20 protein-coding genes, 3 tRNA genes and 1 pseudogene are annotated in these 23271 nt (G+C 42.0%); 12 read left to right on the top strand and 12 right to left on the bottom strand.

What is annotated here, in order from left to right; genetic code table 11:
- Position 1: 1 nt before the first annotated feature.
- From BQ7394_RS03125 to trmB, 4 genes are all read right to left on the bottom strand, one after another.
- Positions 2-565, bottom strand: a complete 564-nt coding sequence (locus BQ7394_RS03125) for an RNA polymerase sigma-70 factor (RefSeq protein WP_075556038.1) — start codon at positions 563-565, stop codon at positions 2-4.
- Positions 566-571: 6 nt separating this feature from the next.
- On the bottom strand, positions 572-1885 hold the full coding sequence (locus BQ7394_RS03130; RefSeq protein WP_235848659.1) for a Gfo/Idh/MocA family protein: 1314 nt from the start codon (positions 1883-1885) through the stop codon (positions 572-574).
- 204 nt (positions 1886-2089) lie between these two features.
- Positions 2090-3199 carry an Mrp/NBP35 family ATP-binding protein gene (locus tag BQ7394_RS03135; protein WP_075556040.1) on the bottom strand — a complete coding sequence of 370 codons (1110 nt, stop codon included), beginning with the start codon at positions 3197-3199 and terminating at the stop codon, positions 2090-2092.
- A gap of 25 nt (positions 3200-3224) precedes the next feature.
- Positions 3225-3983 (bottom strand): tRNA (guanosine(46)-N7)-methyltransferase TrmB, encoded by a 759-nt coding sequence (trmB, locus tag BQ7394_RS03140; RefSeq protein ID WP_075556041.1) that lies wholly within the window; start codon positions 3981-3983, stop codon positions 3225-3227.
- A gap of 442 nt (positions 3984-4425) precedes the next feature.
- Here trmB and BQ7394_RS03145 point away from each other — a divergent pair, with 442 nt between their 5' ends.
- Positions 4426-4839, top strand: coding sequence for a DUF5053 domain-containing protein (locus tag BQ7394_RS03145; protein WP_075556042.1), 414 nt, complete (start codon positions 4426-4428; stop codon positions 4837-4839).
- A 48-nt stretch (positions 4840-4887) separates the two neighbouring features.
- Here the strand turns inward: BQ7394_RS03145 and BQ7394_RS03150 are convergent, their stop codons facing one another.
- The 5 genes from BQ7394_RS03150 to BQ7394_RS03170 form a co-directional block, all read right to left on the bottom strand.
- Positions 4888-5601 carry a LytR/AlgR family response regulator transcription factor gene (locus BQ7394_RS03150; protein WP_075556043.1) on the bottom strand — a complete coding sequence of 238 codons (714 nt, stop codon included), beginning with the start codon at positions 5599-5601 and terminating at the stop codon, positions 4888-4890.
- Complete coding sequence (locus tag BQ7394_RS03155) at positions 5598-6662, bottom strand: sensor histidine kinase (RefSeq protein ID WP_075556044.1); 1065 nt, start codon at positions 6660-6662, stop codon at positions 5598-5600. The genes BQ7394_RS03150 and BQ7394_RS03155 overlap by 4 nt, the downstream gene beginning before the upstream one ends.
- The gene (locus BQ7394_RS03160) at positions 6652-7734 is read right to left on the bottom strand and encodes a sensor histidine kinase (protein ID WP_075556045.1); all 1083 of its coding nucleotides are present in this window, start codon (positions 7732-7734) and stop codon (positions 6652-6654) included. Before BQ7394_RS03160 ends, BQ7394_RS03155 begins: the two co-directional genes overlap by 11 nt.
- Positions 7735-7797: 63 nt before the next feature.
- A complete protein-coding gene (locus tag BQ7394_RS03165; protein WP_075556046.1) occupies positions 7798-10167 on the bottom strand; it encodes a TonB-dependent receptor in 2370 nt (789 codons plus the stop codon).
- A gap of 30 nt (positions 10168-10197) precedes the next feature.
- Positions 10198-10398 (bottom strand): HU family DNA-binding protein, encoded by a 201-nt coding sequence (locus BQ7394_RS03170; RefSeq protein WP_075556047.1) that lies wholly within the window; start codon positions 10396-10398, stop codon positions 10198-10200.
- A 255-nt stretch (positions 10399-10653) separates the two neighbouring features.
- On the opposite strand from BQ7394_RS03170, the gene BQ7394_RS25935 reads away from it, so the two are divergent.
- From BQ7394_RS25935 to BQ7394_RS03200, 7 genes and pseudogenes are all read left to right on the top strand, one after another.
- Positions 10654-10815, top strand: a complete 162-nt coding sequence (locus BQ7394_RS25935; protein ID WP_167369466.1) for a hypothetical protein — start codon at positions 10654-10656, stop codon at positions 10813-10815.
- Between the two features lie 69 nt (positions 10816-10884).
- Positions 10885-11517: a DUF4136 domain-containing protein gene (locus BQ7394_RS03175; RefSeq protein WP_075556048.1), complete on the top strand. Its 633-nt coding sequence runs from the start codon at positions 10885-10887 to the stop codon at positions 11515-11517.
- Between the two features lie 15 nt (positions 11518-11532).
- Positions 11533-12165 (top strand): outer membrane beta-barrel protein, encoded by a 633-nt coding sequence (locus BQ7394_RS03180; RefSeq protein ID WP_075556049.1) that lies wholly within the window; start codon positions 11533-11535, stop codon positions 12163-12165.
- A gap of 112 nt (positions 12166-12277) precedes the next feature.
- Positions 12278-13315: a sensor histidine kinase gene (locus BQ7394_RS03185; protein WP_075556050.1), complete on the top strand. Its 1038-nt coding sequence runs from the start codon at positions 12278-12280 to the stop codon at positions 13313-13315.
- Positions 13308-14087, top strand: coding sequence for a LytR/AlgR family response regulator transcription factor (locus BQ7394_RS03190; RefSeq protein ID WP_075556051.1), 780 nt, complete (start codon positions 13308-13310; stop codon positions 14085-14087). The genes BQ7394_RS03185 and BQ7394_RS03190 overlap by 8 nt, the downstream gene beginning before the upstream one ends.
- A 232-nt stretch (positions 14088-14319) precedes the next feature.
- A pseudogene (locus BQ7394_RS03195) lies at positions 14320-15180 on the top strand (alpha/beta hydrolase); the annotation flags it as partial.
- Between the two features lie 148 nt (positions 15181-15328).
- The gene (locus BQ7394_RS03200) at positions 15329-17968 is read left to right on the top strand and encodes a glycoside hydrolase family 78 protein (RefSeq protein ID WP_075556053.1); all 2640 of its coding nucleotides are present in this window, start codon (positions 15329-15331) and stop codon (positions 17966-17968) included.
- 252 nt (positions 17969-18220) lie between these two features.
- Here BQ7394_RS03200 and BQ7394_RS03205 read toward each other — a convergent pair.
- The 3 genes from BQ7394_RS03205 to BQ7394_RS03215 all read right to left on the bottom strand — a co-directional run bounded on the left by BQ7394_RS03205 (position 18221) and on the right by BQ7394_RS03215 (position 18513).
- A tRNA-Asn gene (locus BQ7394_RS03205) sits at positions 18221-18294 on the bottom strand.
- A 38-nt stretch (positions 18295-18332) separates the two neighbouring features.
- Positions 18333-18406: transfer RNA gene (locus BQ7394_RS03210), tRNA-Asn, on the bottom strand.
- A gap of 33 nt (positions 18407-18439) precedes the next feature.
- Positions 18440-18513 (bottom strand) — tRNA-Asn (locus BQ7394_RS03215).
- Between the two features lie 106 nt (positions 18514-18619).
- On the opposite strand from BQ7394_RS03215, the gene BQ7394_RS03220 reads away from it, so the two are divergent.
- From BQ7394_RS03220 to BQ7394_RS03235, 4 genes are all read left to right on the top strand, one after another.
- Positions 18620-19597, top strand: coding sequence for an adenosine kinase (locus BQ7394_RS03220; RefSeq protein WP_075556054.1), 978 nt, complete (start codon positions 18620-18622; stop codon positions 19595-19597).
- 47 nt (positions 19598-19644) lie between these two features.
- On the top strand, positions 19645-21402 hold the full coding sequence (locus tag BQ7394_RS03225; RefSeq protein ID WP_075556055.1) for a S41 family peptidase: 1758 nt from the start codon (positions 19645-19647) through the stop codon (positions 21400-21402).
- Positions 21403-21607: 205 nt separating this feature from the next.
- Positions 21608-22180 (top strand): RNA polymerase sigma-70 factor, encoded by a 573-nt coding sequence (locus tag BQ7394_RS03230; protein ID WP_075556056.1) that lies wholly within the window; start codon positions 21608-21610, stop codon positions 22178-22180.
- A 66-nt stretch (positions 22181-22246) separates the two neighbouring features.
- Positions 22247-23173 (top strand): FecR family protein, encoded by a 927-nt coding sequence (locus BQ7394_RS03235; RefSeq protein ID WP_075556057.1) that lies wholly within the window; start codon positions 22247-22249, stop codon positions 23171-23173.
- The last annotated feature ends 98 nt before the right edge of the window (positions 23174-23271 follow it).

Here is a 23271-nt window from a genome sequence, read left to right on the forward strand (position 1 = left end):
ATTACCAAAGATATGTATACGTATCTCCCAGATATTCTTTAATTAGTTTTAAAGCTTTGGTTATGTGGGCTTCGACATTCTTGACGGAGGTATTTAACTCTTTGGATATTTCTTTGTTAGTAAGATGCTCTATTCTGCTCTTTTTGAATATTTCCTGTACTCTGTCCGGTAAAGAACAAATGGCTTCCTGGATAAGAAATTCTAATTCTCTTAACTCTACCGTGTGATCGTTGACTGCTTTATCATGAAAAGACCAATCCGCAACATTTATAAAACGTTCATTATCCCTTATATAATTGAGCGATCGGTTTTTTGCAGACTGAAACAAATAAGATTTCCATGATAACTTTATCTCTAATGTTTCCCTTTTTTCCCACACATTGACAAAAATATCAAGTGCTATCTCTTCTGCAATCTGCCTTTCTCCTACATAAATCCTAATAAAACGACAGAGAGGAACAAAGAACAAATCAAATAAATATTTAAAGGCCTGTGTATTTCCGGCTCTTATTAATTTGATAAGAACAATATCATCTTTTGTATCTGTGTGAGACAGCCCGTCCATACTATTCTACATGTGAAAAATATTCTTTCCGGCTAAAACTTCCTGGCGATCGGCATCAAAAGTCACTTTTTCTCCTGTGCGAAGAGCTGCTGTACACATGATATTAGCGATAGAATGGTTATAGCCTGCTTCTAGGGGAGCATTCGGTTGTTTACGGTTTTTGACGCATTCCATCCAATTTCGCATATGCAGATTGGTCATAGGATCCGATCCGGTATTGGAACCAGTTGCAATTTGTACAGATGGTAAATCATAGCCTTCAATCAAGTTCGCATTCATATTCATTTCTGCTGCCGAACGTTGAGTTAAACCTCCTTCGGAGGTCACTTTGTTCGTTTCTAAGTTTAATGTTCCACCGTTTGAAAAATAAAGTTCTTTAATTCCTCCGGCACTATTATGCATCCGGGAAGAATAAAGCACCTGGAAAGCATTTGAGCCGTCTTCATTCCCATAATCAAATACAGCTGTCATCGTGTCATAATTACTGCGTCCGTCTTTCCATTGGTAAATACCTCCGTTAGCGGTCACACTCCGTGGATGATCGTGCCCTGAAAACCAATGTACTGTATCGATCTGATGCGCCATCCATTGTCCGGGAATTCCAGACGAGTAAGGCCAGAACAAACGGTATTCCAGATATTTACGGGGATCCCAACTTTCATAGGGGCGATTCATCAGATATCGTTTCCAATCTGTGTCTTTTTCCATACATCGTGCTACCAACGCCGGGCGTCGCCAACGTCCCGGTTGGTTCACATTCCATGTCATTTCAACCATTGTTATCTGTCCGAATTGGCCGGAACGTATAAAAGTATTAGCAGCATGATAATTGGGGGCGGAACGACGTTGTGAACCGATCTGTACAATTCGTCCGGAACCTTTGAGTGCATTACGGGCTTCACGGGCATCAGCCATTGTTTCGGCAAAAGGCTTTTCTACATAAACATCACATCCGGCTTTTATTGCTTCAGTGCAATGGAGAGCATGCTGGAAATCAGCTGTGGCTATAATTACTGCATCACAGATATGTGCGTCATACAACTCTTCATTATTTCTGAATGTCTTTACTTTTAGACCGTATTTTTCGTAAAAAAACTTCTCGGCCTCAGCTCTGCGTAAACTCCATAAATCGGAAACAGCTACAATCTCAAAACCTAATTCTTCGGCACAGGCCTGGAAAGATGGGATCAGGGAATAACGTGAACGATCGGAAAAGCCAATAATGCCTACCCGTATCTTATCATTGGCACCAACTACACGTCCATAGCTATTTTTACTTAAAGTCAGACCACCCAAAGTAATGGCTGCTGTGCTTATCATACTTTTTTTGATAAAGGTTCTACGTGTTATCATGAATTTCGAATATTTACACAAATGCGATAAAAGTATTAAAAGAAACGAGAAGAGTGGAATGTTTTACATTTTTTATCAATTGCAGATTGAGGATGGCTTTATCAATATTTTAAGAAAAGAGTAAAAAAGAAAAGGTAAGGATGAATTGTCACCGTTACCTTTTCTCTATGTTTAATGTTTGGATACTTGCACTCGTTGTGTCGGGGCTTGCTGTTCGTTGCGGATATGAACTTGTTCGACTACGTTCTCTGCCAGGTCGCGGAAAGCGGCTCCGGTGATCGTATCGGGGTTCAAGGCAACAGGTGTACCGTTGTCGCCTCCCTCACAGATACTTTGTACAATAGGTATTTGTCCTAACAGGGGAACATTCAGTTCTTCTGCCAGACGTTTGGCTCCTTCTTTACCGAACAGGTAATATTTGTTTTCCGGGAGTTCGGCTGGAGTGAACCAGGCCATATTTTCGACCAGTCCCAGTACCGGGACATTGATTTTTTCGCCGGTAAACATGCTGATACCTTTGCGGGCATCGGCCAGGGCAACTTCCTGCGGTGTGCTGACAACGATAGCACCGGTGATAGCCAGTGTCTGTACCATTGTCAGGTGAATATCACTTGTTCCCGGTGGCAGGTCGATCAGGAAATAATCGAGGTCGCCCCAGTTGGCATCGCCGATCAACTGCTTCAAGGCATTGCTTGCCATAGCACCGCGCCATAGAACGGCGTCTTCTTTATTCACGAAGAAACCGATCGACAGCAGCTTGACTCCGTAGTTTTCTGCCGGCTGGATCAAATCGCGTCCGTCAACCTCTTCCATATAAGGACGGGCGTCCTCTACATTGAACATTTTGGGTTGCGAAGGACCGAAAATATCGGCATCCAGCAAACCTACTTTATAACCGAGACCGGCGAGCGCAACAGCCAGGTTGGCGGCAACCGTACTTTTACCCACACCTCCCTTTCCGGAAGATACGGCAATGATATTTTTTACCTGCGGAAGCAGTTTGTCCGGTTCGGGACGTGCTGCCTGACGTGCCAGCACTTCGATGTTTCCTTTGATGTCGACCTCTTCACCTACATAGGTAAGGATAGCTGTTTCGGCAGCCTTTACGACTGATTTGATAAACGGATCGTTAGGTTTCTCGAAAAGGAGTGAGAAACTAACCTTATTGCCGTCGATCCGTATGTTGTCTTCTACCATGCCCATTTCGACAAGGTCTTTCCCTGTCCCCGGGTAACGCACTTTGGCTAGTGCGTCCATGATTAGTTTAGGATATATAGCCATAATATATATTGTATAATTGGTTGTCTTATTTGCCGGAAGCCAGTGCACTGCGCTTGCTCCGGTTGAAACTGCGGTAAGGATCGAGTTCGATCTCTACATCCGGTTCGATCAGTTCATCTCTTTCCTCACAAACAAACTTGATGTATTTGATGTTCAGTCCGCGGTCGAGCCATTGCTGTTCGTAATAGGTTTTGATAGACAGGATATCGTCTACCAGGTCCGAATGATACAGGTCGTTGTGACTGAACAATACGGGATATTTGTTGGCTTTCACCATTTCGCAGGTGTACGTGTACATGAAATTGCTGTCGGTCTTGAGGTGGATAATGCCGTCGCCGGACAGTATTTCGCGGTACATCTTCATGAAGCGAGTGGATGTCAGGCGCTTGTTGACCTTTTTCATCTGTGGGTCGGGGAAGGTTAGCCATATTTCGGCAACCTCACCGGCTGCAAAAAAATGAGAGATCAGTTCAATGCTGGTCCGGAGGAAAGCAACGTTGGTCATTCCCGATTCATAAGAGTCTTTGGCTCCGGTCCACATGCGTGCACCTTTGATGTCTACGCCGATAAAGTTCTTATCGGGAAACAACCGTGCCAGTCCCACTGTATATTCACCTTTACCGCAACCCAATTCAAGTACGATCGGATTGTCATTCTTGAAAAACTCCTTGTGCCAGTGTCCTTTCAACTCAAATCCTTTCTCTTGCAGAACGGCAAACGGATACTGGAAAACATGCGGATATTCCGCCATATCGTCAAACTTTGCTAACTTATTTTTTCCCATGGTGCAAAGATAATACTTTATTTTTCTTTTAGAGAGGGTATCACAATTTGTGATACCCCAGTGGAAGACTGGTTCTTATATGTTCTGTTACATGTTTGTCTTGAAAAGAAGTATGGCGATAACAAAAATATTATCAAGAAGAACCCTCGTGATAATATTTTTGTTATCTTTGTGTTGTCGTTAAGACACACGTTCTATGCATAGTGACGATGGGCTAAAAGCCCGGGTAGAAGAGGTGGAAAAAGACCTCCTTTTTTATCTTCGCAAGTATCATGAACTTACTTCGAGAAGTAAAAACATGAAAGCGGTGGTTGACAGAGAAATCAGGCGACTGGAGCGAGAGTTAAAAGAACTTGGAAAGTATCTTTAACCAGAAAGGTACTCCTCCTCATGGCCAGAGGAGGGGTTTCCTTTCTTTTGTATAATTTGTAAAAATGAAAAGATGGACAAAGAAACTCGTTTTTTTGAATTAAAAGAGCTTTGGAAACAGAGTTCCGAAGCCCATCGTACCGTTATCGATAAGCAGATATCGGAATTGCTGGATGGTATGACTGAGGAAGAACTCGAACAGTTGACAACTGGTGTACAAAAAGATTTTGATAATATTCATAGAGAGGCTGTCGACATAAAGGAGCAACTGGCAATACGTGAAAAGCTAGAGCCTGTATTGCCTTACTTGTCGATTTCCAAACTCTCAAAAGATTATTTCGGGAAATCTTCTTCCTGGTTTTATCAACGTTTGAACGGAAATAAGATACATGGTAGGATATGCCGTTTTACTGATGATGAATTATCCACTTTGGATATGGCGCTAAGGGATATCAGTAAGCGGATTTCTTCCTTGCAGCTTATTTAAATGTTTTCATATTTTTGAAGTCACAATTTGTGACTTCAAAGCTTCGATTTACAACTTTCCCATTTTTGCAACAAATTCATCAAAGAAGATATCGCGGTAATTGTTGCCGATGGCTATTTCGTATTTGTCGATGTAGATATCGTTATTGTCGAAAGAGGCTATTTGTTGGGTGTTGACGATGTAAGAACGGTTTACCCGCAGGAATACTTTGGGGAGTAGTTCGTGCATCGCTTTCATGCTGGTTTTGGTGATGATGCGCTGATCGGGAAGTTGAATGATTACATAATCTTTTAACCCCTCGATGAATAATATATCCTTAAAATTGACTTTGAAGAAACGGCGTTCGGACTTGACAAACATGAATTCGCTCTCCACGTTTTCGATATTTTCCTTTTCTTCCGTCAACAGAAGCGCATGATATGATTTGGCTTTCTCTACTGCTTTTTGGAATCTTTCGGAGACAATCGGTTTCACCAGGTAATCGACGGCATCCACTTCGTAACTGTCGATTGCATATTCTGCATAAGCTGTAGTGAATATCACGAGAGTGCTTTTAGGAATGGTACGGGCGAACTCCAGTCCGGTCACTTTGGGCATGCGGATATCCAGAAATATCAGGTCGACCGGATGCTCTTCTATAAACCGTGCAGCCGAAGTGGCATTGTTGAAACTACCGGCCAGTGTCAGTCCTCCGGTTTCATTTATCAGCATCTCTACCGCTTCACGGGCCAGAGGTTCGTCGTCTACAATGATACAGTTCATAAGTCCAGGTATAAATTAACGGTGTAACTTTGTTTATCTTCTATGATCTTTAGCGAATGGCGGTCGGGATACAGTAAATCCAATCGTCGCCTGATGTTCTTCAGGCCCAGTCCGCCGATACGGTTGTCTTTTTCTTCCTCTTCGGCAGGTTTCGAGTTTTCACACCGGAAGGTCAACCGGTTATCCTGCACATTAAAAGAAAGATATACAAACGAAGCATTCTCCCCGTCCGTATTATGTTTGACTGCATTTTCTACAAAAGGGATGAACAACAGAGGCGGTAACCATACACTGTTGATATCGCCCTCTTTGGAAATCGTATAATTGAACTTATCCCGGCGTATCTTCTCCAGATTCAGGAAATCACTCATAAAACGGATGTCAGAACTGAGTTGTATCCTGTCTTGGGCACTGTCGTTGAACTGGTAACGCAACAGGTCTTCCAATTTGAACAATACATCTGCTGCTTCGTCACGTCCTTTCCTGATCAGTACATATACATTGTTCAACATATTAAACAGGAAGTGAGGATTGATCTGACTTTTCAGGAATTTCAACTCCGATTGCAGGGTGGCAGCTTCCAGTTCGCTGACACGTTGATTGTTGCTGATCCAATGTTTAAAGAGCATCATGGCAGAAGAACCGGCAACCAACAAGCCTGTGGATATTGTTGAAGACAGGATATTTAACCAGATTACCGACTGGCTGGAAGGCAGGTCCTCGAACCTTGTATCATCGAAAAGAGTTTGGAGAGACCCTAATGTCACAATCGATACAAGAATCAATGCAAATACCGTGATCAGGTAAAGAAGCAGACGCCCTTTGAGCAGAAACCGCGGTACCAATACATAAGCATTTACATAAATGAGTATGTCGATGAGCAGGAAATAACCGATCCATGAACGGATACGTGCCGGAGTAATGATCAGTTCGTCCGGCGTATCCCAGAATACATTGATCGTGATAAAAAAAACGACCAGTTGCAACAGGAGATGCCTGTAAATCCTTTTCCGCGGACTTAACAGGAAATCAGATACTATATAATCTATATTATTTGCCATGTGTATTCAATTTTAATAGAATAGTGCCTGTTCCCTGATCTTTGTCCTGTGTAACGGATAATGAATAATTGTCCGGATAAAGAAGGTTGAGACGTGCTTTGAAGCCATCCAACTCTTGGATAGCCGGTGTATCTGTTTCGTCGAACCGGCAGATAATAGAAATCTGCTGCCCTTCCCGGCTTGCCTGCAAGAGTATAGATGGACGGCTTGTTTGCTTCCCGGTTCTTTTCAAAGCATATTGAATGATCGGTACAAGCAGGAGGGGAGGAATAAGCACTCCCGTCAGTTCCGTCTCCGATACAATCCGATAATCGAATGAGTCGGAATAGAACTTCTCCAATGCCAGGTAATTATTCAGAAAAGTGATTTCAGAATTTAATAATACCTTATCGCGTGCCCCATCATACAGCTGGTAACGTAATAACTGGCTTAACCGTAACACCATATCCGCCGCTTTCTCCGGTTCGCTTTTCGATAACACGGCAGTCCGGTTTAATGTATTGAATAGTAACGATGGATTCACCTGTTCTTTCAGGTTATCCACTTCCGACTGTATCTGTTTCTTCTCCAGTAGGTTTACCCGTTGGTTCTCTATCATCCAATGTCTTAGTAATACGGTCATGGAGATACCGGTGATGCAGATCATGTTCAGCATGAAGTCCGACAAACTATCCAGGATACTGACCATATTGAAATAAGAACTCCTGATAGGAGGAATACCGGATGAAGTAAATATCCAGTATTCCTGCACATACCGTATCAATATAAGCAGTAAGATGGAACTGGCGGAATAAATGATATAAGTCAGATACCTCTTTTTTAGCAATAATCTGGGTACGAGCAGATAGAGATGGAGATAACCGACTATAACATAGGAAATCAGTGTACTGAAACCTGCCAGGTAAACATAATTATCCAACAACTCAACTCTTGCTCCGTATGTATAGATGTTCTGGTTGAGTGATACTGCCGCTACTGCCACGAGCAACAGGATATGACGCGCTATTCTGTATCTGGAACTGACCAGAAACTGATACAGGAAAGTTTGTTTATTAATAGGGTTGTCTGTCATATAGCGGCATCCTCTTTAAGTGTCCGAAATTACTATTTTATTTGTTACCAGTCGGTAAAACAGTTAAAATTCTAGTTTATAACTGATATTACTGATAGGAATACTTTGGCCGTTCCGTTCCATTACACCGGATTTCAGGTTGTAATGATAGCCGTAATATTCTTCTGTACCTGTTACATTTAGTGCTTTGATGGCAAACTCATGCGCTACTTTCTTTTTGTTTATTTTATAGCTGACGGTGAAGTTGGCGATGAACATGACCGGATATTGTTGCGAATAGGCGTGTGTCTCGTCATATTGCGCTTCCTTATCCGGATGAGCCAGACTGGCTTCCGTATCGAGGGGAGAATAACGTTCTCCTCCCTGCAGGGTGAATTTTGCATTGGCACTCAGGATATTCTGTTTGTTTTTCCCTAGCATCCATTCCTTTCCGATCAAAGTATTGAGTATATACCGGCGGTTGAAGCGGGTATCATGCCAGACACCGTCGCCACCTTTGTATTTGGAATCAAAAACAGATGCCGTTATCAGATAATATAATCCCCTGCTCAGATACTTCTCCAGTGTGATGTCTACTCCGATATTACGTCCTTTTCCCTTGTTCACCAGTGCTTCTTCCACATAAAACTCTCTCCGGTTGAGGACGGAATAGGAACTGTCGGCAATGACCGGAACATCGTACAGGAACTGGACATAAGGCTCGACTTTGAGAAGCAAATTGTCAGATAATTTATAACCGAGTGTCAGCATCAGGTGATGGGCTTTCGTGAAATCGAGATCCTTATTAATCAATTCCTCGCCGGTACTTTTGGAGTTGACGAAATAGACATCCATCTTTTCCATGCGGCTATGTAAGCCGTAAGCTAGGGCAAGTGAGGTACGGGCGGTGGGTGTCCATTTCATTCCCAGGCGTGGTTCCAGCGTCCAGCTATTGTTGAGCGTCAGTATCTGGCTGTTTAAACCGGCGTTTATAGACAGTTGGTTGGTTATCCCGAAAGCGGAACTGGTATAAACGGAGATCAGGTCGGTTTGTCCTTTCCCTTTGGACAGGGTGTTTAAGGGGGCTGTTTCAAACGGAGCCAGGTTCATTCTCATATCATAGAACATCCGGGTATAGGTGAAACCTGTCTGGTTGGTATGCTGTGCGCTGAATTTCCGGTTGTAAGACGAGGTTAGAATCAGGTTTGTGTTCTTGTTCTTTTGGTAGGTGAACGGAGTGAAGGTATGATCGGCGGCATAGGAATCTTCGGTTGCGTTCATTTCGGAATAAGTGGCGGCCAAAGTCGTCTTCAGCATCGCATCGTTCGGAAAGAAATAGCGGTGGCTGATTCCTCCGGCCGCCATATATTGTTTGGCTGTTGATTTGAAGTTGTCGCGGGTATGTTCCCATTCCTGCGGATTCTCTTCGAAGTCACCTTCATATTTATCGATCAGGCTGGTTCCCCAAACAGAAAAGGTTCCTGCTTTACGTGTCGGGAAGTTGAATTTGAAATTCAGATCCTGGTAATCGAGCGTACCACCCATGTCTAATCCCGGATAGATACGGTTCAATAACCCGGTCGTGGAATACCGGTAGTTGAATATATAGGAGGCCTGATGCTTTTTGCTTAAAGGGCCTTCGGACGCTATATCCAGACCTAATATGCCTGCCTGGATCGTATTTTCCATTTTCCGGTTATTTCCGTTCCGCAGTTTCATGTCGAATACCCCGGATACCGCGTTCCCGTATTCCGCAGGAAATGCACCGGTGAAAAAGTCGGAATTACCCAGAACCTGGCTACTGAGTGAAGAAAGGATACCGCCTCCCAATATCGAAATATCGGCAAAATGATTCGGATTGGGTATTTCCACATCTTCCATCCTCCATTGTAATAGATGGGGAGCATTCCCGTGGATGGATATCCCATTACTGGAAAGGTTGGCAGCTACACCGGCAAACGAACTGACCAGGCGTGCCGGATCATCCAGCCCGCCGGCATAACGGCTGGCTTCTTCCACACTGAGCATACGGGCTCCGGTGACAGCCATCTTATTGAGAGGCTGTTCTTTGTTTATCTGCGGGCGGATAACGACTTCGCTTAATTCCTGAACGTTCTCTTTCAGTGAGATATCCAGATAGACCTCCTTGGCGGAAGTGACAAGGACTTCCCGGAATATACCGGGTTCGTAACCTAAATAAGTAGCCTGTACATTGTGTCTTCCTATTGGAATGCCGGATAATACAAATTGCCCCTTTTCATCTGTGGTGGTTCCTGTTCCGGGCATATCCGAAAGCATAATTGTCACATCCGGCATCGGGTGACCGGAGGCTTTGTCGATGACGGTTCCGCGTAGAGTTTGTGCGGGTTGGTTGTTTGCGATTGGTTGGGCATAGCCACCGGTTACGGATACAGACCAGATAAGCAGGAATAAAAAAGTGATTGTACGATACATATTGATTATTGAATTGGGTGATACAGGAGATTACGAAATACTTCCGTTGTTTTTCTTGTTTTTGATACGTGTCAGGATATCGTAGACGTATTCGAATACCGTGCCTTTCCATTTGCTTCGGGTTATTTCTTCACTGAAAACATCTTCGAACGTATCGAATACTTTGATGCAATCTTCCGGATCTACTCCCGAACGGCTTGCTACTGCTGAAATGACTTCTCTTTTGTTCATAACTCTTTTGTTTTATGATTATGCAGCGAAGATAGTCCTGTAAGGAAAGTGCTTTCGGGTTTGTAGACGGAAGTGCTTTTTTCGTATATAGAATTCTTATTACGGTCGACAAGGTCTTGTTTCGTTTCAGCAGCGGAAAAATACGTTTCGGAAAATTCCTGTTTCGTTTCGGCAAAATAAAGTAAGTTTACAATACATCTATATAATAAGTTTGCATCGAAATGAATGATTGGATGATTAAAATTGTTGAGAAAAATGGCAAACACATTATTGTTGGGGTTATTAGCTGCATTTACGTGTGCCGATTATAGGTCGGTGCCGACAGAAAGTAAACCGGTCGCGGAAGAAGAAAAAGTAAATCCGGAGGTTTTGGATAAGCCTGTGTTCGAAGAGAACGGACTGGTTGTTAATAGATGATCGAATGAATTTCAGAGACATTCGTTGTGTGTTTAGATTTAATTCTGTTACTTAAAAATTAAAAGACGTATGAAGAAGTTGTTTTTATTTGCTTTGGCTGTGACAGCCTTATTTTCTTCCTGCGAGAAAGACCCGGATCTGAATAAGCTGTCCAGTGATTATGCTGTCTATACGAATTATGATAGCAATGTTCAGTTCAACAAATTCAATTCTTATTATCTTCCTGATAGCATTCTGCTAGCCGGTAGTGGTCTGAAGGCCCAATATTGGAAAGACGAGAATGCCCAAAAGATCATTAATGAGGTAGTGACTGAGATGGATGCCCGTGGATATACCCGGATCGATGACAAGGAAAAGGCCGACATCGGTTTACAGTTATCCTATGCCCAAAGTACTACGCAGATCATCTCGCCGGGGTATGGTTACGGTTACGGCTGGTGGGGAGCCGGTTTCTGGGGACCGTTCTGGAATGACTGGTATTATCCGTATCCTGTTTCCTATAGTTATGACACCGGTACATTTGTTGCAGAAATGGTCGACTTAACGGATAAACCGACCGATGGGAATAAGAAGGTCGATCTGCCGGTTATCTGGCATGCTTATGCTTCGGGTCTTATGTATAATAATTCGCGCATCGATATGCAACTGACACTGCGTGCTGTCGAACAGGCCTTTGCCCAATCCTCTTATATCAATAAATAATAAAACCGGAAGATTATGAAAACGATGAGATACATTTTTAAGAAACAATTCATATTATTGATGATACTGTCTGTTTTCTGCTTGAAAGGACAGGCACAGATAGAAGATAAGCTGCATTTTAATGTAGATTGGCAGATGAATACTCCGATCCATACGGATTTTGCAGATAAGATCAGCGGTTGGGGAATGAATTTTGAAGCAGGATACTATGTAACGCCTTCCTGGTCATTGGGAGCATTCCTGAGTTTTCATACGAATCATAAATACGTAGACCGGCAGACCTTGCAATTATCGCCGACCGAATCGTTGACGACCGACCAGCAGTTATCGGCTTTTCAATTGCCTTTTGGTCTGACGACTTCCTACCGCTTCGGGCAGAATGATTATCTGAAACCGTATGTGGGTGTGAAATTGGGTGCCATGTATGCGGAAAATTCCAGTTATATGACGACAGTTCGTTATTATTCGAATCCGTGGGGTTTCTATGTATCGCCTGAACTGGGAATGAATATTTATCCTGTGCCGGACAAGCGTTTCGGTTTTCATGTGGCCTTGTATTACAGTTACGCCACAAACCAGACGGATTTACTGACTTATTCGATGAACGGACAAAACAATCTGGGATTCCGTGTCGGTATTTGTTTCTGATAGGTTCGTGATATATGTTTTCTTATAAAGGAGGTATCTGAAAATTGATATCAGATAGCCTCTTTATTTCTTTGAAAGCCTTACATTTGTGTTTACAATAGATCATCAAATTATGCAGAACAAATACAATCATTATTTTAATTTCTTCCTTTTTTCAGGGTTAGCCTGTTTCTCTTACTTTTTCATGGTGCTTTATTCGGATATTTCTCCGCAGCATCAGACTCTTTTGATCTCTTTCTGGGCTTTCCTGCTAGTCGTATTTGTTTTTAATGCGTTAGGGTTCAGTATAATGCTGATCAATGAATGGCAGAAGAGAAGCTATCAGTTTCTGGTAAGAGGGAAACATCAATTGTTGATTAATTGTATTTTGATGGCCGGGCTTTTGTTTCTGCTGAATTATCTGTTGTTTTCTATTGTCAAGGTTTTATTGGAGATTCCTTCGCCGTTTGCGTTGAGGGGAGCAGGTGTACGGATGATCTTTGTGGTGTGGCTGGTGGAGATGGTGATTGTCAGCCTGACGATGGTTGCTAATTTTTACAGGCAACTGATCGTTCTTCATGAAAAGGCGAACAAACTGGAGGAGAGTGCGATAAAAGCACAGTATGTTGCTTTGCAAAACCAGGTAAATCCGCATTTTCTCTTTAATAACCTGAATACGCTGATCTCGGAAATAGAATATAATCCGGAGAATGCTGTGGTATTTACTCAGCGGTTGTCGGATGTTTACCGGTATATTTTACAAAGCCAGCAGGAGGGACTGGTTACTTTGCGTTCGGAGATAACCTTTTTGAAATCGTTCATATTCCTGCATCAAGTACGGTTAGGGGATTGTCTTTTCGTAGATAACAGGATCGATCCTGCTCTGCTGGAAAAGAAAATACCGTCTTTTACTTTACAGTTATTAACCGAGAATGTGATCAAGCACAATATAATTAATTCGGATAAACCGATGACCATTCATCTGAGTACTACGGAAGACGGGAAAATGCTGGTGGTAAGTAATCTGATCCGGATGAAGCAGAACGTCGTTAAGTCGGGAACCGGGCTCAGGAATCTCTCTTCCCGGTATAAACTGATGAACAATCAGGATATTATCGTGGAAAATGATTCGAATTGTTTTACCGTTAAAATACCATTACTGAATGAATAAGATAAGAGCTGCTATTATTGAAGACGAAATTCCGGCAGCCCGTCTGCTGAACAAGATGTTGACGGAGTTGCGTCCCGAATGGGAGATACTGTTATTGCCGGGAAATGTGGAAGGTGCTGTGAAATGGTTTAACAATAATCCGCATCCGGATATTCTGTTTCTGGATATCCAGTTGACAGACGGTGTTTCTTTTTCTTTTATCGAACAGGCAAATCCTGAATGTATGATCGTATTTACAACGGCTTACGATGAATATGCGATCCGTGCCTTCAAAGTGAACAGCATAGATTATTTGTTGAAGCCTATCGATAAGGAACGGTTGAACGAGGCATTGGAGAAGTTTGAAAAACTAGTCTCTAAATATTACAGGGACTTCGGCAAACAGGGGGATATTTTACAAATACTTCAAAATATAACCAGTCCGGCAAAGAAATACAGGACGCGATTCCTTATTTCGGGAGAAGACAAGTTGTTTACGTTGCAAGTGGATGACATCGCTTATTTCTACACGGAGAATAAGATCACTTTTGCCGTTACCCATCAGAATAAAGAATACATTATAGATATGTCTTTGGATAAACTGTGCGAACAACTCGATCCCGACCGTTTTTTCCGGACTAACCGGCAAACGGTAGTAAGTGTGCAGTCTATCCATAAAATAGAAAGTTATTTCCTCGGTAAAGTGGTTGTAAAGGTAATCCCGCCTTTTAAAGATAAGATCATTGTAAGCCGCGAGAAGATCAGTGCGTTCAAATCATGGCTGAATTATTAATCTATAACTGTCGGCTCTTAGAGCTTTGATTAAAAAAGCGCATAAATGACACAAATTTGTCAAAAAGTAAACCGGTAAATAGTATTTTTATTTATTAATTTGCGGTTATTGAATGCTTTCTTTATTCGGAAAAGAATATCATTAAGGGAAATGATACTGATTGTGTACTTAGGTTTGTACTGTCAGGCAATAGTGTGGTGATTAATTGTACAACTAACTAACTTTGAATATTATGAGAATAATTGCATCTTTATTAATTCTTTGGACATACCTCGTCTTTAGCAATCCTGTTGTTGCTCAAATCACAGAAAAAGAATTTGATGTAGATCTATGGTCTAATGGGTTACCAAACACTAACGGGATAGATCAAACTCCTTTTGATGATAATATACGGAACTACAAACCTTCTTTGCGTGTATTTTTACCTCCAAAGGAAATTGCGACCGGACGTGCGGTTATCGCTTGTCCCGGTGGTGCTTACGCAGGCTTAGCTTATAATCATGAAGGATATGAATGGGCTCCTTTCTTTAATAAGTTGGGGATTACTTTTGTTGTTTTAAAGTATCGTATGCCACGAGGAAACAGAGAAGTTCCGTTTTCTGATGCGGAAGAGGCTATAAGATTAGTAAAAGAGAAGGCCAAAGACTGGAATATTAATCCGAATGATGTTGGGATCATGGGCTCTTCAGCTGGCGGACACCTGGCCTCTACAGTGGCGACGCATATAAAATCGGATTTAAGGCCTGCGTTTCAGTTGTTGTTTTATCCTGTAATAACAATGGATAAATCTTTTTCCCACTTAGGCTCTCATGATAATTTATTGGGTAAAGATGCATCTAAAGAACTTGAAGATCATTACTCTAATGAAAAACTGGTAACCGCTGAAACACCGAGAGCCTATATTGCCTTTTCAGACGATGATGGTACAGTGCCCACAAAAAACGGAGTGTATTATTATTTGGCACTAAAAGAAAATAATGTCCCGGCCTCGATTTTTATTTATCCTTCCGGAGGGCATGGATGGGGATGCAGAGAAGAGTTCAAATACAATAAGGAAATGCTGCAAGATTTGGAAGCATGGCTTTTGAGCTTTTAAAAAGCCCGGTTCAATACGGATAATATCAAATATATAAAATCAAAAATCATTTTTATAACTAACATTTTTCCCGGAATATAGAGCTTTGGGACAGCAAATGTGCTATTAATTCATATTAATGATATTACTATAAAATGACAAGCGAATGAAAAAGCTTATATTATTTATTACTGTTACTACTTTTCTTAGTTATTCCGGGGCTAACGGGCAGTCTGTCCGTTTGACCGACTTGCAGAGTGACCATCTTGAAACTCCGATAGGTATTGATAATCCGGCTCCTCGTCTTTCGTGGAAAATGGAAGACAGCCGGCAAGGGGCAAAACAAACATCTTATCGTGTGTTGGTGGATAAAGACTCGATGAAAGTTGTAAACGGAAATGCCGATATATGGGATACCGGAAAAATAAATTCCGGAGATATGTTGATTACTTATGCGGGTAAACAGCTTGAACCTTTTATTAAATATTACTGGAAGGTGATAGGTGGCGATCTGGAAAATAAAGAAATAGCTTCACCTGTCAGCTCTTTTGAAATGGGGATGATGAATATAAGGAACTGGCAGGGGGCCTGGATAGGCGATGGAAAAGATGTGGACTATCAACCTGCCCCTTATTTCCGTAAGAAGTTTGCAGCAGGTAAAACAATAAAATCGGCACGTGCCTATATTGCCGCTGCCGGATTATATGAGTTATATATCAATGGAGAGAAAATAGGAGATCATCGTCTTGATCCGCTGTATACCCGTTTCGATCGACGTAACTTGTATGTAACTTACGATGTGACCGGGCTGCTTCAGAATGGGGATAATGCCATAGGTGTACTTTTGGGTAATGGATGGTATAATCATCAATCGAAAGCCGTATGGGATTTCGACCGGGCCCCCTGGCGTAACAGACCTGCTTTCTGTATGGATCTTCGTATCACTTATAATGATGGTAGTATCGAAACTATTCCTACCGATCTTAGTTGGAAAACATCTTCGGGTGCATTAGTTTTCAACAGTATCTATACCGGGGAACATTACGATGCACGTCTCGAACAGACTGGTTGGAATACTCCGGACTTTGATGATTCTAAATGGAATGGAGTAGGATATCGAGGCGTCCCTTCCCAAAATGTTACGGCACAACAAGCCCGTCCGATCCGGAATGTATTGACTCTCCCGGCGAAATCTGTCAACAAAATAGATGAAAAGACGTACGTTTTTGATTTTGGTCAGAATATGTCGGGAGTTACCCGGATAAAAGTATCGGGAGAAAGGGGAACGGAAGTAAGGATTAAACATGGAGAGCGGCTTTTTGATAATGGGCGTATCGATATGTCCAACATTGATGTTTATTATCGGGGAGATAAGGAAAAAGATCCTTTCCAGACAGATATCCTGATCCTTAGCGGTGGTAATGATGAATTTATGGCGAAGTTCAACTACAAAGGATTCCGTTATGTGGAAGTTTCCAGCGATAAGCCGTTGGCGCTTGACCAAAACAGCCTGACAGCTTACTTTATGCATAGTGATGTTCCTACGGTGGGACAGATCAGTACTTCGAGCGAACTTGTCAATAAGTTGTGGTGGGCAACCAATAACGCCTACCTGTCGAATTTGATGGGCTATCCGACCGACTGTCCGCAGCGTGAAAAGAACGGATGGACCGGAGACGGACATTTTGCCATTGAAACGGCTTTGTATAATTTTGACGGAATTACCGTCTATGAGAAATGGTTGGCCGACCATCGCGACGAACAGCAACCCAACGGAGTACTCCCCGATATTATCCCGACAGGCGGATGGGGCTACGGTACCGACAACGGGTTGGACTGGACAAGTACAATTGCCATTATCCCCTGGAACTTATATATGTTTTATGGCGATAGCAAACCACTCTCCGATTGTTATGAGAGCATTAAGCGATATGTCGATTATGTAGACCGTACAAGTCCTAACCATCTGACTACCTGGGGGCGTGGAGATTGGGTTCCGGTCAAATCCCAGTCCAATAAGGAACTTACCTCTTCTATTTATTTTTACGTGGATGCCAGGATACTGGCGAATGCCGCTAAGTTGTTTGATAAAAAGGATGATTATGCCTATTATACAGCATTAGCCGAGAAAATCAAAAATGCGGTAAATGATAAATACCTGAATAAGGAAACTGGTATCTATGCGAATGGTAGCCAGACGGAATTAAGTGTTCCTTTGCAATGGAAAATAGTTCCCGACAATATGATAGCTAAAGTTGCACAAAATCTGGCAAAGAAAGTGGAAGAGGCAGGATTTCATTTGGATGTCGGTGTATTGGGAGCTAAAGCGATCCTGAATGCGTTGAGTGAAAACGGATATCCGGAAGTTGCCTATAAAGTTGCGGCGCAAGATACTTATCCGTCGTGGGGTTGGTGGATTGTCAACGGGGCAACAACTTTATTGGAGAACTGGGACTTGAAAGCCGAACGCGATATTTCGGATAATCATATGATGTTCGGGGAGATCGGCGGATGGTTCTATAAAGGGTTAGGAGGTCTTTTCCCCGATCCGGAACAACCGGGTTTCAAACATATATTACTGCGTCCCAACTTTGTAAAAGAGTTGAAACATTTTGAGGCACAACATAATTCTCCTTACGGACGGATTATTTCGAAATGGGAGTGGAACAAGAAGAAGATCAAATATGAAGTAACTGTACCTGCCAACAGCACGGCAACTCTTTATCTGCCGGATTATATAAAAGGAGACAAAGTCATCGAACTGGAATCGGGAAGGCATAATCTGGTTTTAACAGTATCGAAATGACCTATAAAGTAAGTGCTTTTAGGAAAGTATTATTCCTATTTCTTGCTTTATGGCTTACCGTCTAACTTACAGCTTATTACAGTTTCCTCGTAGTTTCTTGCTTTGGAAACTCTAGTTCCCTGCGCAGGAAACTGCAATTTCCTCGGCAGGGAACTGGCGTTTCCTTAGGAGGGAACTGTAGTTTCCTGCCGAGGGAACAGAAAGAAAACTACATAAAAAAAGAGATACCTCAGTGAGATATCTCTTTTTTCGCTCTTCCTCTTGGACTTGAACCAAGGACCCTCTGATTAACAGTCAGATGCTCTAACCAACTGAGCTAAGGAAGAAAATATGTCTTTTCAGTCTTTCCCGATGTCTTTTTCAGCTCTTCCTCTTGGACTTGAACCAAGGACCCTCTGATTAACAGTCAGATGCTCTAACCAACTGAGCTAAGGAAGAATATGTTTTTCAGTCTTTCCCGATGTCTTTTTGCTCTTCCTCTTGGACTTGAACCAAGGACCCTCTGATTAACAGTCAGATGCTCTAACCAACTGAGCTAAGGAAGAATTTTCAACCATTCAGGGACTTGTTGCATCCCTTTCTGAAATTGCACTGCAAAAGTAGAGGTTCTTTTTGAAATATGCAATATCTTTGCAGAAAAAAATTGAAAAAATGAATACAATAGGCTTAGGAAATGCTTTAGTTGATGTTTTATTGCGGTTGGATAGTGATGATGTACTGACTGAAGTAGGAATAAAGAAGGGAGCAATGGATATGATCAACCAGGAACAGATGGTTGCAATCCGTAAAACACAGGAACGTTTGGAAAGAAGCCAGGCTCCGGGTGGTTCAGTCTGTAACACCATGCGTGCTATGGCATGCCTTGGGGCAAATGCTGGTTTTATAGGTAAGATAGGAACCGACTCGGTTGGTGAATTTTATGAACAAGCGCTTAAAGATGCTAATGTCGCTCCTTACTTTATTAAAACATCCGGTATTTCCGGTAGCTGTACGGTGTTGATCTCGAAAGATGGAGAACGCTCTATGGGTACATTCCTGGGACCGGCTCCTACAATCACACCGGATGAGATAAAAGAAGATATCTTGAACAAGTACAATTGTATTTATATAGAAGGCTATCTTTTAGTGAATGAAGAACTGGTTCGTTCAACGATGCAGAAAGCTAAAAAGTTGGGCTTGAAAGTAGCTCTCGATTTATCTAATTTTAATATTGTCAATGCTTTCAAAGGATTATTGGATGATATAATCCCCAACTATGTCGATATTCTTTTCTCAAACGAAAGTGAAGCCGAAGCCTTTACCGGACTGAATGCTCACGAAGCCGTCAAAGCTCTTTCGGGTATGGTGGAAGTTTCTTTGGTTACATTGGGCAAGGAAGGTGCATTGGTCGGCAGCAACGGCCAGATTATATCTGTTCCCGCAGAAGGAGGTAAGCCTATCGATACGACCGGTGCCGGCGATCACTTTGCTGCCGGCTTCCTTTATGGCCAATCTGTCGGTGCCACTTTGGAGCAATCAGCCCGTATCGGTTCGCTTCTGGCAGGATATATTATAGACGTGATCGGAGCCCAGATTCCGGATGATAAATGGGAACAAATAAAGTTAAAAGTAGATACGATATTATCCTGAAATGTGTTTTATGCATACATTTACATCCTTAATTAACTAAATATTCTATGTATAAGCAGATACGACGAGAAAGATTGATAGGTTTGTTTTGTTTATTACTCCTCTTCGGGAGTACTATGCCGGGACAGGCTCAAAAAGATAACCGCTTTGAGGTGAGTAAGAACCTCGATATTTTCAATGCTCTGGTAAAAGAAGTTGAAATGTTTTATGTAGATTCCGTTGACGTGGAGAAGACAGTCCGTAGAGGGATCAACAGCATGTTGGGAAGTCTCGACCCTTACACCGAGTACTATCCGGAGCAGGAAATGGATAAGCTGAAAATGATGACTACCGGCGAATACGGTGGAATAGGATCTTATATCCGTGGACGCCAGGAAGGTGGCGTATATATTATCGAACCGTTTGAAGGCATGCCCGCAGCATTGGCCGGACTTCAGGCCGGCGACCGTATCCTGGCTATCGATACAGTGGATGTGACAGAAAAATCATCTGATGAAGTAAGTAACCTTTTGAAAGGAGTACCTAATACAAAGATGGTATTGAAGATACAACGTCCCAATGAAAAGAAGCCGCGTGAAGTGGAGCTTTTGCGTAAGCAAATCCTGGTAGACCAGGTTACTTACTACGGTGTGCGTGGTGATGGTGTCGGTTATATCTATCTAAAAGGATTTACCGATAAAAGTGCCCAGGAAGTAAAGAACGCTTTCGAAGACCTGAAGAAAAATCATCAGATTAAATCGTTGATTCTCGACTTACGTAATAATGGAGGCGGTTTATTGGAAAGCGCGACGCAGATTGTCAGTATGTTTGTTCCCAAAGGAAAAGAAGTGGTTTCGACCAAAGGGAAGATCAGCCAGTGGGACCGTACCTATCGTACGGCTAACGAACCGTTGGATACGGTTATGCCGATGGCTGTCCTGATTAACGGCAACTCTGCTTCTGCTGCTGAAATCGTTTCAGGTTCATTACAGGATATGGACCGTGCCGTATTGGTGGGACAGCGTTCTTTTGGAAAAGGATTGGTTCAGTCTACACGCGAACTACCTTATAATGGTAGCGTGAAGATCACAATGAGTAAATATTATATACCCAGCGGCCGTTGTATACAGCAAATGGACTATACGCATCGGAAAGCAGACGGCAGTGTTGCTGCTATTCCCGATAGCCTGACATCGGTATTTTATACCTCTAAGGGACGTCCGGTACGTGATGGTGGCGGTGTTCGTCCCGAGTTTGAAATAGAAGAGGAAGAAATGCCGACTATGATGTATTACCTGGCTACCGATTTTGTGTTGCTTGACTTTGTAACGAATTGGGCACAGAAACATAAGACGATCCCTCCCGTTGAAGAGTTTACTGTTTCGGATGAGGATTTTGAAGCTTTCAAAAACTATGCAAAGGAAAAGAATTTCACTTACGATCGTCAGAGCGAGAAAGTTTTGAAGAATCTGAAGGAGATAGCCAAGTTTGAAGGGTATATGAATAGCGACTCGACAATCTTTAATGAACTGGAAGCCCGCTTGACTCCGAACCTGGACAGAGATTTTGAGCTTTATAAAGGCCAGATCAAGAAACTGATGGCCTCAGAGATAATAAAGCGTTACTATTTCCAGAAAGGTGAATTACTGGAAAGCCTGAAGGATGACGAAGTACTTGAAAAGGCTATCGAAGTTTTAGGTAATCAGGAATTATATAATAAAACATTAAGTACCCCGGAAGAAGGTGATGCGAAACCTGTTGAAGACAAATCCAAACCTTCCACCGGAGGAAATATAGCTTATGTCTTTGATCAGACAATAGGATAATCCTCTACTTATAACTTAGTATATCGGGAACTGGCAGGTTGACTTTTGATACCTGTATTTGTTTCCCGATATACTTTTTTGTTTTAATACCTTCCGTTTTACAGCTTAAAAACAGTCCGGTAGTTACATCATTCAAATAACATCTGTTGTAATATATGAGGATTTTTTTCAAATATGTTTATCTTTGTCCACATAGACGTACATCATGGATGAGAAGGCATACATAAAACTATTCAATTATATTTTCGCGAATCATCGTGAACGCTACATTCGGTTTGCATATTCATACACCTATAATCGTGAAGTAGCAGAAGATCTGGTTGCAGAAAGCCTGATGTACTATTGGGAGAACCGTAACAAACTGGATGATGTGAAAGATATTCCCTTATATATATTGATCATCATTAAAAATCGATGCCTGGATTATTTACAGAGGGAACGTACGTGGAATAATATTGCCGAAAATCTGTTATCAAATAAGGAATGGGAACTTCAAATGCGCATATCCAGCCTGGAAGCCTGTGAGCCGGAAGCGTTATTCAGTAATGAGGTACAAGATCTTATTCAAAAAACACTGGATAAATTACCTGAAAAATCAAGACGTATCTTTATCATGAGCCGTTATGAAGGGAAAAGTTATCAAACGATAGCCAAGGAAACGAATCTCTCTGTGAAAAGCGTTGAGTTTCATGTTAGTAAAGCATTGGCGGCCCTGCGGAAAGAGTTAAAAGACTATCTGCCGGCCCTTCTGTTTGTCTTCGACTTCTTCTATAAATAAAAAAAATCATTTTTTCTTTTAGGGTATTTGCTCCTTTATTCGCCCTTATTATAGAAACAGGAAAAAATGGAGCAAAAGTTATTACATAAGATGTTTAGTGGGCAGGCTACGGACGACGAGCTGACACAAATTCGTCAATGGGTAAATGAATGCAAAGAGAACAGAGATTCATTCTATCATGAGCGTGCTTTCTTTGATGCGCTTCAATTTAACGATGTTAATATAGATGTGCGTGTACGCAAACGCTCGGTGACTTTCTGGAAATGGGTTGGGAGTGTCGCCGCTGCCGTCATTGCTTTACTTCTGTTTTTTAATGTACCAACCCATTTCGAAAACAATTCCCCACAGGAGATTGCCTTTAATACGATTAAAGTGCCTGCCGGACAGCGGGTAGAAGTAACCCTGGCTGATGGAACCCATCTTTGGTTGAATGCCCGGTCTGAGTTTTCTTATCCGGTATCTTTTAATGGTGACAAACGCGAAGTACATTTAAAAGGAGAAGCTTTTTTCGACGTGGCCAGGGACGAAAATAAGAAGTTTATTGTGAATACCGGACGTTGTGAAGTCGAAGTTTTAGGTACTCAGTTTAATGTGGATGCTTATGGCGAAGATGATTTCTCAACGGCCCTTTTAAGAGGAAGCGTAAAAGTTATCGACAAATCTCAATCAAATGAATCAGTTGTGTTAGAACCAAATAATGCGGTCAGACTTGATAATGGAAAACTGACTGTTACTCCCATCACCGATTTCAGTCCTTACAGTTGGAAAGACGGAGTCATCGCGTTTAAGGATATCGACTTTGAAGTTTTGATGAAGAAACTGGAGAAGAATTATGGTATCCGTATAACGATTGATAATTCACGTCTGGATAATTATGCATGTAGTGGAAAGTTCCGTATTTCAGATGGGATTGAAGAGGTGCTGAAAGCATTGCAGCAAGATGCCCATTTTACTTTTGAATGGGATAGTGGAGAAGAAATTCGTATTCAATAACATTAAATTATACAGCCTATGAGATGATTAAAAAATCGAAATGAGGGATAGCTATGCCCTAATGTGAAAATTAATCTAATATCATTCTTAAACTATCA

This window comes from Parabacteroides timonensis (genome assembly GCF_900128505.1).
Classification (GTDB): Bacteria; Bacteroidota; Bacteroidia; order Bacteroidales; family Tannerellaceae; genus Parabacteroides; species Parabacteroides timonensis.

Excerpts from the sequence above, each read along its gene's own strand:
- BQ7394_RS03125 (WP_075556038.1), bottom strand. The coding sequence starts at position 565 with ATGGACGGGCTGTCTCACACAGATACAAAAGATGATATTGTTCTTATC.
- BQ7394_RS03130 (WP_235848659.1), bottom strand. The coding sequence starts at position 1,885 with ATGATAAGCACAGCAGCCATTACTTTGGGTGGTCTGACTTTAAGTAAA.
- BQ7394_RS03135 (WP_075556040.1), bottom strand. The coding sequence starts at position 3,199 with ATGGCTATATATCCTAAACTAATCATGGACGCACTAGCCAAAGTGCGT.
- trmB (WP_075556041.1), bottom strand. The coding sequence starts at position 3,983 with ATGGGAAAAAATAAGTTAGCAAAGTTTGACGATATGGCGGAATATCCG.
- BQ7394_RS03145 (WP_075556042.1), top strand. The coding sequence starts at position 4,426 with ATGGACAAAGAAACTCGTTTTTTTGAATTAAAAGAGCTTTGGAAACAG.
- BQ7394_RS03150 (WP_075556043.1), bottom strand. The coding sequence starts at position 5,601 with ATGAACTGTATCATTGTAGACGACGAACCTCTGGCCCGTGAAGCGGTA.
- BQ7394_RS03155 (WP_075556044.1), bottom strand. The coding sequence starts at position 6,662 with ATGGCAAATAATATAGATTATATAGTATCTGATTTCCTGTTAAGTCCG.
- BQ7394_RS03160 (WP_075556045.1), bottom strand. The coding sequence starts at position 7,734 with ATGACAGACAACCCTATTAATAAACAAACTTTCCTGTATCAGTTTCTG.
- BQ7394_RS03165 (WP_075556046.1), bottom strand. The coding sequence starts at position 10,167 with ATGTATCGTACAATCACTTTTTTATTCCTGCTTATCTGGTCTGTATCC.
- BQ7394_RS03170 (WP_075556047.1), bottom strand. The coding sequence starts at position 10,398 with ATGAACAAAAGAGAAGTCATTTCAGCAGTAGCAAGCCGTTCGGGAGTA.
- BQ7394_RS25935 (WP_167369466.1), top strand. The coding sequence starts at position 10,654 with ATGGCAAACACATTATTGTTGGGGTTATTAGCTGCATTTACGTGTGCC.
- BQ7394_RS03175 (WP_075556048.1), top strand. The coding sequence starts at position 10,885 with ATGAAGAAGTTGTTTTTATTTGCTTTGGCTGTGACAGCCTTATTTTCT.
- BQ7394_RS03180 (WP_075556049.1), top strand. The coding sequence starts at position 11,533 with ATGAAAACGATGAGATACATTTTTAAGAAACAATTCATATTATTGATG.
- BQ7394_RS03185 (WP_075556050.1), top strand. The coding sequence starts at position 12,278 with ATGCAGAACAAATACAATCATTATTTTAATTTCTTCCTTTTTTCAGGG.
- BQ7394_RS03190 (WP_075556051.1), top strand. The coding sequence starts at position 13,308 with ATGAATAAGATAAGAGCTGCTATTATTGAAGACGAAATTCCGGCAGCC.
- BQ7394_RS03200 (WP_075556053.1), top strand. The coding sequence starts at position 15,329 with ATGAAAAAGCTTATATTATTTATTACTGTTACTACTTTTCTTAGTTAT.
- BQ7394_RS03220 (WP_075556054.1), top strand. The coding sequence starts at position 18,620 with ATGAATACAATAGGCTTAGGAAATGCTTTAGTTGATGTTTTATTGCGG.
- BQ7394_RS03225 (WP_075556055.1), top strand. The coding sequence starts at position 19,645 with ATGTATAAGCAGATACGACGAGAAAGATTGATAGGTTTGTTTTGTTTA.
- BQ7394_RS03230 (WP_075556056.1), top strand. The coding sequence starts at position 21,608 with ATGGATGAGAAGGCATACATAAAACTATTCAATTATATTTTCGCGAAT.
- BQ7394_RS03235 (WP_075556057.1), top strand. The coding sequence starts at position 22,247 with ATGGAGCAAAAGTTATTACATAAGATGTTTAGTGGGCAGGCTACGGAC.